The organism is Providencia sp. PROV033 (assembly GCF_028484855.1).
GTDB lineage: Bacteria > Pseudomonadota > Gammaproteobacteria > Enterobacterales > Enterobacteriaceae > Providencia > Providencia alcalifaciens.
This window is the reverse complement of the sequence record NZ_JAMPSW010000098.1, coordinates 1-13,219: the sequence shown is the minus strand read 5'-3', so window position 1 is coordinate 13,219 and position 13,219 is coordinate 1. Positions and strand designations below refer to the sequence as shown.

The 13,219-nt window shown below is 42.0% G+C and carries 10 protein-coding genes; 1 reads left to right on the top strand and 9 read right to left on the bottom strand.

The genetic code is table 11. The features are described from left to right. The 9 genes from PSF16_RS14280 to PSF16_RS14240 all read right to left on the bottom strand — a co-directional run. A partial coding sequence (locus PSF16_RS14280) for a fimbrial protein (RefSeq protein WP_272689476.1) occupies positions 1-509 on the bottom strand: 509 nt, incomplete at its 3' end. Between the two features lie 5 nt (positions 510-514). Beyond that, positions 515-1,516 (bottom strand): fimbrial protein, encoded by a 1,002-nt coding sequence (locus PSF16_RS14275; protein ID WP_036959653.1) that lies wholly within the window; start codon positions 1,514-1,516, stop codon positions 515-517. An 11-nt stretch (positions 1,517-1,527) separates the two neighbouring features. After that, positions 1,528-4,053, bottom strand: a complete 2,526-nt coding sequence (locus tag PSF16_RS14270) for a fimbria/pilus outer membrane usher protein (RefSeq protein ID WP_442959255.1) — start codon at positions 4,051-4,053, stop codon at positions 1,528-1,530. Between the two features lie 18 nt (positions 4,054-4,071). After that, entirely contained in the window at positions 4,072-4,740 is a 669-nt protein-coding gene (locus tag PSF16_RS14265; protein ID WP_272689475.1) for a fimbrial biogenesis chaperone, read from the bottom strand. Positions 4,741-4,787: 47 nt separating this feature from the next. Continuing rightward, positions 4,788-5,312 (bottom strand): fimbrial protein, encoded by a 525-nt coding sequence (locus tag PSF16_RS14260; protein WP_006659616.1) that lies wholly within the window; start codon positions 5,310-5,312, stop codon positions 4,788-4,790. A 303-nt stretch (positions 5,313-5,615) separates the two neighbouring features. Next, complete coding sequence (gene glnG / locus PSF16_RS14255; protein ID WP_006659614.1) at positions 5,616-7,064, bottom strand: nitrogen regulation protein NR(I); 1,449 nt, start codon at positions 7,062-7,064, stop codon at positions 5,616-5,618. A 9-nt stretch (positions 7,065-7,073) separates the two neighbouring features. Next, positions 7,074-8,123 carry a nitrogen regulation protein NR(II) gene (gene glnL / locus PSF16_RS14250; RefSeq protein ID WP_006659613.1) on the bottom strand — a complete coding sequence of 350 codons (1,050 nt, stop codon included), beginning with the start codon at positions 8,121-8,123 and terminating at the stop codon, positions 7,074-7,076. Positions 8,124-8,287: 164 nt separating this feature from the next. Continuing rightward, on the bottom strand, positions 8,288-9,697 hold the full coding sequence (gene glnA / locus PSF16_RS14245; RefSeq protein WP_006659612.1) for a glutamate--ammonia ligase: 1,410 nt from the start codon (positions 9,695-9,697) through the stop codon (positions 8,288-8,290). A 354-nt stretch (positions 9,698-10,051) separates the two neighbouring features. Beyond that, on the bottom strand, positions 10,052-10,882 hold the full coding sequence (locus PSF16_RS14240) for a helix-turn-helix transcriptional regulator (protein ID WP_226890337.1): 831 nt from the start codon (positions 10,880-10,882) through the stop codon (positions 10,052-10,054). A gap of 425 nt (positions 10,883-11,307) precedes the next feature. On the opposite strand from PSF16_RS14240, the gene typA reads away from it, so the two are divergent. Beyond that, positions 11,308-13,131, top strand: a complete 1,824-nt coding sequence (gene typA, locus PSF16_RS14235; RefSeq protein WP_154601657.1) for a ribosome-dependent GTPase TypA — start codon at positions 11,308-11,310, stop codon at positions 13,129-13,131. The last annotated feature ends 88 nt before the right edge of the window (positions 13,132-13,219 follow it).

The window sequence follows — 13,219 nt, the reverse complement described above, 5'->3', positions numbered from 1 at the left end:
GAGTTATAAGTGAAGGTAAACTCCACATGACTACGAAAAGTACCGGCTGTCATACCATTGTTTAAACCAGCAACACGGGCTGAAAAAGGAATCTGTACGCTGTGAGTTTGTTGGTTGATTGGCGTAGTGATTTGGGTTCCATTTTTCACTTGAGTGTGGCTATTTCCAGTGGTGAGATCTAGTGCCACATGAGTGGCTGTACCACGGTTAATAAAATAGGTTGAATTTGTCGGGTCTGGCGTACCGGTTAGCGTCATGATTGATTGACGGGAGCTGGTTGGGCAATTTTTCAAACTGACATTAAAGTTAACCCATGGCGATCGTAAGTTATCTCTTATATTGGCAATATTGATGGTTTTTAGATCGATAATATAGTCAGTTTGTTCAATCTGGCAGGGTGACGCTTTAATTGAGCCATTAAAATAGAGCGCAATATTATTGGCGCTATATGCGTAGTGGCATACTACATATGCACTACCAATCAATAATTTTTGAAGACTATTCATCATATTGCCTATTCATACTGAATATTGACCATCGCGCTGGAGTTAGCTGTACCCGGAGTGATGGTGGTCGCGGTTTGAATATAGCGAGCTTTCCAATTAAAAATATAATCTCCAGCAGGGACATTATTTTGCAGGCTATTGCGGAAATTGAGTCGAATAGGGCTATTATTTTTATCTAATAGTTGAATCGCAATGCCAGTTGCTTGCCCAGTGCCTTCCAGTTTCAATTTTCCTGTTGATTCATCCTGATAACCTGCATTGCTCGTTATTGTTGCTTTTATATTAGTGCCAGGTTTACAGGTCAATACGATAGGAATGCTCACCGAAGGGCTAGTGCTGCCTACACCACCGAACTGAGTTGTGTCCCAATCGCCCATATCAATATTATACGATGAGCTTTTTAAGGAACAACTTAGTACATTGATTTTTATGGAGTTACTAGGCATATTTAATGTGGTTAGATACCACGTTGAATTGGTAGGGCGGGTGTTCGTTTGGTAGAGGTATGCGACATTACCGGCAGTGAGCGAACCGGATTGTGTCACTTGACCTGTTTTCTTTATAATAATATCCCAATTGGTATGAGAAATTCTAAATCCTGGAATGCCACCCGCTGGCGGCAAGTATGTCTCATTAAACCAACCTGAGCCTGATACTGGCGCCGCAGTGCGGACCGAGATGCTGATCCCCGGTAGGTTAGATGGTGCTATGCGATTTGAATTTGGCGCCCAAGGGCTCAAAAAGCGGCCATACATATAAGTCGCTCCACAATCATTTGCTCCTGTGGCAGGCGTATCTAAATATGCGCCTCCACCGCCATAGGGTATTGTGATAGTTTCAAGATCTCGTGTAGATAGATCATCATATGACACGTTATAAGTCCGCGATGGCACATAGGATATTAAATTCACGAAACGCGGATTTTGTAGACAGGCAGCTTGCATTGTCGGAATGAAGCAGAACAAGAGTAAAATACGGCTTAAACTTTGTTGTAATGTACAAGTGATCATATGGCTCCTCTCTACTGGCATATAGCGGTCGTTTTATATAGACCAAGATAGTTTGGTAACCCAGCTAAATTGTAGGTCACTTGGCAGAGTGGTTGATTGTTCCATTGAATATCAAAACTGCCTTGTTCACTCAACCCGGAGACATACACCTTTCCATTGTTATCAACAATGCTGTTCACCATTTTTTCATTTTGAAAAATAACTTGAGCGCCATAAGGTACGGGTTCACCATTGGGTCGAGTCAACGTTATGAAAGCGCGATACCCTAGATTGGCACGAAACTCAGCTTTAACTAAGGCTCCTCGGCTTGGCGTGACTGTTTTGCTCGTGAGATCGACCTCTGTATTTTCAGGTAGCGTAGATACATCAACGGCTACCGTATTTTTACGATAGGGGGAAACATAAGGCACTAATGCATATCCTTGAGCGTTAGTGCTAATACCTGAATTATTTAATATATCGATGTTAGAAGCCTGAGGGATCTCGACTAACACTGCCGTTTCTCCTAATGGTTGTCCAAAGACTAGCCCATCAGCATGCCCGACGACACTGCCATTTATGCCATAATAAACCGTGTAATTATCTCGACTGTATCCGCTCCCTCCTGTGATGACACCGGATTGACCTTTATAGGTTGCATTGATGTTTCCAGCATTTTGGCGCCCATGTTTGATGAACTCTTGTTGGGCACTCCAGCTTAAACGATTATTAAGCTGTGAAGCTGAGATACCAATCGTGCTTGAACTTGTATTGTGATTATTTGAAGTGGTGTTCATATTGATATAAGCCGTATCGTCGAAAAACGTAAATGGAATACTGACTGACAAGGCAAATAAATGATTAGTTTGACCTGATTGGCTATCATTAGATGAATGATATTTAAACGTATTTTTATCGAATGTGTAATTCATGCTGTAATTGATCGCATTCCAATTATTGTTATAGCTTATATTGGCTGATTGTGTTCGACGCTGGCTGTTCCAATAATCTTCATTTACGTAACCAACTGAAATTGATCCATAGTGTTGCCATAAGTTTTGGCTAATGGTTGTTTCTGCACGGTTACGCCGACGTTCAATTTGAGGGATAAAATCGGTATTACGATAGTTGTCGAAAACTTCAGATAAACTGAAATAGTGACTGGTTGAGTACCGATATCCTGCCAGTGCAATATTGGTACCTGTCATATTCAAGTTTTTGTTATAACGAAATCGATAAGATTGACCTTGATGATGAGAATGATCACTGAGTGTTGAATTGGCTATCGTAATATCTGCAGAAATCGCACCCAAATCACCTAAATTTTTACCCAATCCAAGGGCTTGAGATTGATAGTCAGCGCTATGTTGTAAGCCACCATAGAGCGTCATGTCATAAGGCAGCCCATAACTAGCTGAAATTTGGTTAAATTTCGTTTTATCAATATGAGGGTCATAGGCACGGTATTGCCCGCCAGTTACACTGTAAAATAGGTAGCCTTCTCGTTGTAAAATAGGGAGTGAAGCGAAGGGAACGATTTGATGCTGCTCACTTCCATCAGATTCTTTAATCGTAATATAAAGGTCACCGCTACTGCCTGTTGGGTAGAGATCATTGATTTCAAATGGACCTGCGGCCACATTGGTTTGATAAATAATATAGCCATTTTGGCGAATGGTTATCTGCGCATGACTACGAGCTATACCTCGAACTGTCGGCGCATAGCCTCGTAAGCTTTCTGGATACATATCATCATCGGTGGAAAGCTGAATACCACGGAATGGCACACTGTCAAAAACCATGGAAGGAGAAACACCGTCTCCAAGAATCAGTTGACTTTTGAGACTGTTAATATTTCGAGATGCATAGGTGTAGACCGTATCCCATTGATGAGTATCATCATTATTTATCCAGGTTGAATAATTGCGTAGCCGCCACGCACCTAAATTGATACCAGGACGTAAATTGGCATAGCTTGTTGATGTATTCCCACTGCGGTGTGTTCTGCTGTTATTTTTTGAACTGCTATAGCTGTAATTAAGCAGTGCAGAATTGATTCCGTTATCGATGTCTGTAAGGTCAATTGAGCCTCGAGGATGATTGACCAAGGCAATTTGAGGAATACTTAAATATAAGCGCTGATGATTAAAATCAAATTCACTATGGGCATCGGGTATCGCCGATAAATAGGAACATGTTTCTTTACTCTGTTGTAAATCTGGAAATTGTGCAGTGTTAACGCCGAACTCTGTCAGTTCATGTGTTGTTAGGCAAGGGATTAGCTTATTTTGAGCATTAGGGATAAATTGTACTTTTTTTGCGGTTATAAATTGTTGATTTAGATAAATATAAACAAAATAAGTCCCTGCTAATTGTTCATTGCTGTCAAATTGTGAAAGGTCAATCGATTGACCCTCGGGCAAATTTAAAAAGCTGGTTTCGAAGTACATTTCATCAGAAGGGTACATTGGCTTTTCACTTTGGTCATTTCCTTTGGCATAGGCGTTTGTCAAATTGAATAGACATACCAGTGGAAACCAATAACTTTTCATAAGCATCTCCAGCATTATAAAAGGCTATATCTTTTTCTGAGTACGTTCTGTCGTTGCTCCAAAGTCATTAATTAATTCCCATTGAACAATCCCGTGGTTTGGAGATGAATTGACGGTAAATGAGTTGGATGAAAAAGGTGCTACATAGCTGACATCATTCACTTGTTCGTCATTAAATATGACCTGTTGAAAATTAATATAATAAGGAGTTGGATTTTTAACGGTCAATTGGCTACCTGATTTTGACCAGATAATTTTTTTTTGTAACTCGTTAAAATTAGCTTCTTTTAACTTAGTAGGACGATAGATGAGTTTCATTTTCGTTCTGAAGGCAAGTTGTAAAGAGTTTTCTTTATGCTTTACAGCAGGAATTGTTTTTATATTTAACCAGAATAAAGACTCTTTATTATTCGATAATGTATTATCGGTTAAAAATATTCTTAATGTATTATTGCTCTCACCATTAAGTTTAAATAAAGGTGGTGTTATTGAGAAAATTTCTTGTGGCTTACTTTCACTAGTATCTACCCAAGACTGTACTAAATAAGGAATGTCATCAGGGTTATTCAAGTTAATGGTGGCATCTTTTATTCCTTCATTGTAAATAACGCGAGTACCTCCGATAATGACCCCTGCATGACTTATATCGATGATGAAAAATAACAATATAAAGCAGGAAAGTATTGTTCTCATTTTATTATCCTTTCGTAATAATAATCGCTATTTTTTGATTAGGTAAATTAGTTATAAACAATTAAAAAGGTCGCCGCACCATTTGCTGGACCGGGTGTGACAGGGCTTGCTTTTGCAATGTAATTTGCTGTGAAATTCAATGGATTATCAACATTTGGCAATAATGCATAGCTGTTCGAAGGCGTTAATAATGTAATAATAGCATTGGACTTATCTGTTAATTGAATGCCTACTCCAGTTGCAACGCCAGTATCTGCTTTTAGCGCTAAAACTGTATTATCACCAGGATAGGGTATTGCATCAAAGAGTACGGATGCTCGTGTTACCGTAACAGGACAATTAATGAGTGTAATGGTGAACAATACGGGTGTTGATTTGCTACCCACATTGGGTAAATTTGCCTTTGGAATACTTCCTAAAGGAACTTGTATATTCTTTGAGTCGGTTTTTACTTCACATGCTTGATCTATAATTTCACCAATGAATTCAATATTACCATCTACAGATACAGCGGACTGGCTTGAAAACAATAATATTATGGAAAATAGTGATTTGAATGTGTTTCTATTCATAGGGGATCTCCAAAATAATCGATGAGCTTTTCATGCTCTATTATAATTTTAGATTATTTTTAAGATATTTACTTTATGATTGTTTTGTTCTTAAAGATAAATGTGTATTTATCTCTATTTCTTTTCTTTATATGATTGCTTTTGTTTTTATTATTCTTTATTAATTGGTTTTTCTTTTCTTTTGGAGTTATTGATAATTATATTTAGACAATCTAATGCTGAAGTTTATTTATGATATCGGGTAATTTGTTTATTACCCGATGTTCATTATTAGATCATTGCTATTTTTTTCATTAAATAAAGTTATTTCTCTATACCTAATTCTTTTAATTTTCTCGTTAAGGTATTTCTCCCCCAGCCTAATAAACGCGCTGCTTCTTGTTTATGTCCATCGGTATATTTAAGGGCGCAATTGAGCATCGTTTTTTCTAGTAATGGCATGGCATCATTAAACAGATCTTGCTGACCAGCGTGTAACGCGAGATCGGTCCATTTCTCTAAGAGATCACACCATGTGATATTAGGATCGACTGCGTTAGTGGATAATGAATGTGGATCTTTAGCCACTTTGGTGGATTCTTGTTTACCAAATAGATCGCTTGGTAAATCTTGTGGCAGCACTTCTTGGCTCGCAGCCATGACGGTTAACCACCGACAGACATTCTCCAATTGACGCACGTTACCGGACCAAGGATAGCGCTGTAAAAGCTTAATGCTGTCAGGGTGGAGAACTTTGCTTTCAACGCCCAATTCTTTGGCGGTATTTTGTAAAAAATAATGGGCGAGACGAGGAATATCTTCAACACGTTCGCGCAATGGCGGTAATTGCACGCGGATGACATTCAATCGGTGGAATAAGTCTTCACGAAATAGCCCTTCCTCTACGCGTTTTTCCAAATTCTGGTGAGTGGCTGCAATAATACGGACATCGACTTTAACAGGGGTATAGCCACCAATTCGGTAAAATTGCCCTTCAGCCAGTACCCGCAATAAGCGCGTTTGTACATCAAGTGGCATATCACCGATTTCATCAAGAAATAATGAACCTCGATTGGCTTGTTCAAAACGTCCTTGGCGAACTTGGGATGCCCCAGTAAAGGCCCCTTTTTCATGTCCAAATAGCTCAGATTCGATTAAATCTTTTGGAATCGCAGCCATATTTAACGCGATAAATGGCTCATTGGCACGTGGGCTATGTTGATGAAGTGCATGGGCAACCAGTTCTTTACCTGTACCAGATTCACCATTAATTAGTACGCTAATGGACGAGCGCGAAAGACGACCAATAATTCGATAGACTTCCTGCATAGCGGGAGCTTCGCCGATCATTGTTGACGAAACGATAGCCGCTTGTGGTTTGTCTCCAGCGGTATTGTTTTGTTCACGGCTATGGTTAAGTGCGCGTTCGACGAGTGCGACAGTTTCATCGATATCAAAGGGTTTAGGCAGATAGTCGAATGCTCCAGACTGGTAAGCATTAACCGCGGCATCTAAATCCGAATGTGCCGTCATAATGATAATGGGCAGTAAAGGGTGTGACTGCTTCAACTGAGTGAGTAAGGCAAGCCCATCCATATCAGGCATACGAATATCGGAGAGCAACACGTCAGGGCGATCATTATTGAGGGCGTCAAGCACGGCATTTGCGCTATCAAAACAGGTGCAATCCAGCTCAGCGCTATTCAGTGCTCGCTCAAGCACCCAGCGGATTGAACTGTCATCATCAACAACCCAGATTTTTCCCTTTTGCATGGCTATCTCCTATTTTTTGATGGGTAGATAAATAGAAAACTCGGTGTGACCCGGCCAACTGGTGAACTCAATTTTCCCCGCATGTTGGTCCACTAAACTGCGGGCGATAGATAACCCCAATCCGGTGCCATCTGGGCGACCGCTAACCATTGGATAAAATAGGGTATCTTGGATGGCAAGGGGAATGCCCTGCCCATTATCTTCAATATCAATCCGAGCCGCGAGTCTATAGCGTTCGCCTTGTAGCATGACCTGAAATGCCGTACGCGTGCGCAGGGTAATATTGCCGCCTGTTTCACCAAGGGCTTGTAAAGCATTGCGGGTGATATTGAGTAGCACTTGTTCTATTTGGTCAGGGTAATATTCAAGATCAGGCAGGCTGGGATCATAATCACGGATTAAGGTGACATTATTGGGTTTTTCTAACGCAACTAGGCGCACCACATTTTCGACACTATGATGGATACTCTGCTCAGTTTTAGGCCCGGGATATTGTGGACCTAGCAGCCTATCTACCAACGCGCGTAAGCGGTCAGCTTGTTCAATGATCACTTGGGTATATTCGTTTAGCTGCGGGTCGGGCAGCGCCTTAGACAATAATTGTGCTGCACCACGTAATCCCCCTAGTGGGTTTTTGATCTCATGGGCAAGTCCTCGAATCAACTCACGAGCGGCAAGTTGTTGGGCATTTTGCGCTAACTCTTGGCTAAGGCGTCGCTGGCTATCTAATTGGGAAAGCTCAACGAGGATAAATTGTTCTGATAGCGGCTGGGCACTCAGAGACATCATATGAGAATGGTTATTTAGTACTAACGTGACTTCGTTTTCTGTAAAGCTGTGACCGGTTTTTAAGCTGCTAAGCATCTGCTCATCATTTAATGAACAATAATTAAAGAGTAAAGGGAGTGGGGTGCCATACAACTTACGTGGGCTTTGCGCCAAAATCTGTAAAGCGGCGTGATTGGCATAATGAATGACTAAATCATAATCCAGCACCAATACGCTGTTGATTAAGGAATCGAGGAGATGTTCGGGGACAGGTAAATGCTCGGCTTTCATGTAATATTGCTCCTGCACTATTTTGGTGCATTATACGTTATTTACTGATTAACCGATACGTCGAAGCCAATATTTGCAGTTTATCACTCAGTGCAGAGAAAAGGCCCCATCAAAAGATGGGGCAAGTGCTTCACGGCAACAAAGACTATCAGTGGAACGGCGTGTTACGCACTGTAGTACATTTCAAATTCGAGTGGGTGTGGTGCCATACGAACACGTTGGATATCGGCACGCAGTAATTCGATGTAAGCGTCGATAGCATCGTCAGTAAATACACCACCACGAGTTAAGAACTCACGGTTTTTATCCAGTTCAGCCAGCGCTTCTTCTAAAGAGCCCGCAACCGTTGGGATTTCTTTCGCTTCTTCTGGCGGTAAATCGTATAGGTTTTTGTCCATTGCATCGCCAGGGTGGATCTTGTTGATGATGCCATCAAGGCCAGCCATTAACTGTGCAGCAAACGCTAAGTATGGGTTAGCCGCTGGGTCTGGGAAACGCACTTCAATACGACGCGCTTTCGTGCTAGCAACGACTGGAATACGAATAGATGCGGAGCGGTTACGTGCTGAGTAAGCTAACATAACTGGCGCTTCAAAGCCTGGGACTAAACGTTTGTAGGAGTTAGTCGTCGGGTTGGTAAAGGCGTTCAGTGCGCGAGCGTGTTTGATGATACCGCCGATGTAGTACAGCGCCATCTCAGATAATCCGCCGTATTTGTCGCCTGCAAACAGGTTCACACCATCTTTAGATAAAGACATGTGGCAGTGCATACCGGAGCCGTTATCACCGACTAATGGTTTTGGCATAAAGGTAGCGGTTTTGCCGTATGCATGGGCAACGTTGTGTACAACGTATTTGTAAATTTGAGTCTCATCCGCTTTTTTCGTCATCGTATTAAAGCGAGTTGCAACTTCGTTTTGACCTGCGGTTGCTACTTCATGGTGGTGAGCTTCAACGACTAAGCCCATATCTTCCATTGTTGTACACATAGCAGAACGTAAATCTTGTGATGAATCAACCGGTGGTACTGGGAAGTAGCCGCCTTTTACGCCAGGACGGTGACCTTTGTTACCGCCTTCGTATTTAGTACCTGTATTCCATGCCGCTTCGATATCATCGATATGATAGTAGCTGCTGTGCATGCTATTGCCGAAACGAATGTCATCGAACACAAAAAATTCAGGTTCTGGTCCAAATAACACTACATCTGCAATCCCGCTAGAACGTAGGAAGTCTTCAGCGCGTTTAGAGATTGAGCGAGGGTCGCGATCGTAGCCTTGCATAGTGCCCGGCTCTAAAATATCGCAACGGATGATTAAGGTGTTATCTGCGTAGAATGGGTCTAACACTGCGGTAGATGCGTCTGGCATTAATACCATGTCAGATTCGTTGATGCCTTTCCAGCCACCGATGGATGAACCATCAAACATTTGACCTTCTTCAAAGAAGTCTTCGTCAACTTGATGAGCAGGGATAGTGACGTGTTGCTCTTTACCTTTGGTATCGGTAAAACGCAGATCAATAAATCTAACATTGTGCTCTTCGATTAACGATAAAACATGTTTAGCGGACATTCTCGGCTCTCCTGGTCGGGTCTAATCAACCCACGCAGCGTTTAAGATGTGCATGGGTTGGTTTATCTGGCTTTGCAAGATGAATGATTATTTCATTAACAACATCGCAAGCTCTCTATGGATGGTATAAGCGAAAAGCGTGCCAACTTTTGAAATCATAGTAAAAGTGGATTATGACGAAAGGATGGCAACGTTGAGGCTAAAAAATAGTCTATCATTGCGCTGTATTGGTGCAAGTAAAAGATTTTTTGCACCAATGAGGTGCATTTTGGCAGTGGGTGTTAAAACACGCACCGCGCAGCGCCATTAATAGGCACAACGCGGCGGATTGTGGTAACAATATAAAGTTCAGAGCTACTCGTCATGACTGTCAGTTAAGATCGCATTAACTTCTTCAATCTGTTTGACGGCATCATTAATGATAGTGGCAATTTGGTGAGTTTGTTCTTCATTTAGTTGCTTGAGTACCATTTTGTGGCGCAATAAGGCTTTAAAGCGGCTAACTGCCATTTCGATATCTTCCGATAAATTACTGCCTTGCTGTAGTTCACGTGCTTTGGCTAATTTACGGGCGATAACCGTTTCAGTTTCCTTATTCTGCGCGAGATGTTCAGCCCCTTCAGGTGTAATAGAGAAACTTTTGCGATTACGTTCCACAATCTGTGATTCCAAAAAGCCTTGTTCTTCTAATAGCGTTAATGTTGGATAAATGACGCCCGGGCTTGGTACATATAAGCCATTGGATGCTTCTTGGATGTCTTTAATGATTTCATAGCCATAGCTAGGTTTTTTTGCCACTAAAGAGAGCACCATAATGTGCAGATCTCCGTGGTCAAACAGGCGACGTAAGCCTTTACCGCGTCCACGACCATGACGACCTTCGCCGTGGCAGCCTTCACCGCGTCCATGACTGTGACGACCTTCACCATGACAGCCTTCACCGCGTCCATGACTGTGACGACCTTCACCATGACAGCCTTCACCGCGTCCACGACCATGACGACCTTCACCATGGCAGCCTTCACCGCGTTCATGACCGCGACGACCTTCACCATGGCAACATTCACTATGGTCATGACCATGATGATGTTCTTGGCGCTCTTCATTGTGGCAGCAGCCACCGTGTCCTCGTTGATGTTCATCATGATGTGAGGAATAAACATGACGGCATTGATGTATTCTCATAGGAACCTCTGTTATTATTTCGATATATCTAAATTATTTGATAGGTTCACTTTATTCCGATATATCTAAACTGTCAAATTAGATATATCTAAATAATAAAAAATGCATTTAAAATAGTGATAGGCGAAGAAAGTTTATTTTTTATTCTTTTTTTCGGCTGCTAATATTTCCTTTTTAGCGTATTATCCTGCCACTTTGTGATTTCCTAGTGCTGATAATTGCTATTTTTTTAAGCATTTTTGCACGACGACGCAACTGAATGTTTTTTAGCTAAAAACTTTTTTAATAGTGATGGCTTTCACATTTATTCCACTTGTGTGGAAAAACGTGTAAAATAACAGCAAATTAAAGTAGAAAGTATGCTTTGAGCTATATAACGACTCAATAAGCATATTCCTTTCCTGTCAATGAAACGGTAAAAATCCTTGTCAATTCAAAACTTAAGAAACATCGCCATCATCGCTCACGTTGACCATGGCAAGACAACACTGGTTGGTAAATTACTGCAACAGTCTGGTACTTTCGGTGAACGTGAAACTGTTGATGAGCGTGTTATGGACTCCAATGACTTGGAGAAAGAGCGTGGTATTACAATCCTTGCTAAAAACACCGCTATCCAATGGAATGGTTATCACATCAATATCGTAGACACCCCAGGTCACGCCGATTTTGGTGGTGAAGTTGAACGTGTTATGTCTATGGTTGACTGCGTTCTGCTGGTTGTTGATGCGATGGACGGTCCGATGCCGCAAACTCGCTTCGTAACGCAAAAAGCGTTCGACCACGGTTTACGTCCAATTGTTGTTATCAACAAAGTTGACCGCCCAGGCGCACGTCCTGATTGGGTTGTTGACCAAGTATTCGACTTATTCGTGAACTTAGGTGCAACGGATGAGCAATTAGATTTCCCTATCGTTTATGCATCTGCATTAAACGGTATCGCAGGTCTTGACCATACAGATATGGCAGAAGACATGACTCCACTGTACGAAGCTATCGTGGAACACGTTGAGCCACCAAAAGTTGATCTGGAAGGTCCATTCCAGATGCAAGTTTCTCAGTTAGATTACAACAGCTACTTAGGTGTTATCGGTATCGGTCGCATCAAGCGTGGTACTGTTAAACCTAACCAACAAGTGACTGTTATTGATAGCGAAGGTAAAACTCGCAACGGTAAAATCGGTAAAGTTCTGACTCACTTAGGTTTAGAGCGTATCGATTCACAACAAGCAGAAGCGGGTGACATTGTTGCACTGACTGGTTTAGGTGAACTGAATATTTCTGACACTATCTGCCAAGTGGGTAACGTTGAAGCACTGCCTGCACTGGCGGTTGATGAGCCTACAGTTAGCATGTTCTACTGTGTTAACACCTCACCATTCTGTGGTAAAGAAGGTAAGTTCGTGACTTCACGTCAAATCCTTGACCGTCTGAATAAAGAACTGGTTCACAACGTTGCACTGCGTGTTGAAGAAACGCAAGATCCAGATGCATTCCGCGTTTCTGGTCGTGGTGAGCTGCACTTATCTGTTCTGATCGAAAACATGCGTCGTGAAGGCTTCGAATTAGCCGTTTCTCGTCCAAAAGTTATCATTCGTGAAATCGATGGTCGTAAACAAGAGCCATTCGAACAAGTGACTTTGGATGTTGAAGAACAAAACCAAGGCGACGTGATGAAAGCGTTAGGTGAGCGTAAAGGTGACCTGCGTGACATGATGCCAGACGGTAAAGGTCGTGTACGTTTAGACTACATCATTCCTAGCCGTGGCCTGATTGGCTTCCGTACTGAATTTATGACAATGACTTCAGGTACTGGCTTACTGTACTCTACATTCAGCCATTATGACGATGTTCGCCCAGGCGAAATCGGTGGTCGTCAAAACGGTGTTCTGATCTCTAACGGTCAAGGTAAAGCAGTTGCGTACGCACTGTACAGCCTGCAAGATCGTGGTAAGTTATTCTTAGGTCACGGTGCTGAAGTGTATGAAGGCCAAATCATTGGTATTCACTCACGTTCTAATGACCTGACTGTTAACTGCTTAACCGGTAAAAAACTGACTAACATGCGTGCGTCAGGTACCGATGAAGCAACAACACTGTCACCACCGATCAAAATGACTCTGGAACAAGCTCTTGAGTTTATCGATGATGATGAATTAGTTGAAGTAACTCCACTGTCAATTCGTCTGCGTAAGCGTCACTTGACTGAGAACGATCGCCGCCGTGCAAGCCGTTCTAAAGAAGACTAATCGTTAGTCTTTGAGTGAAATAGAAAGGCGCTGTAGAAATACAGCGCTTTTTTTTATGCATAAAAATCGTGCAGAGGAGCGCCTCAGT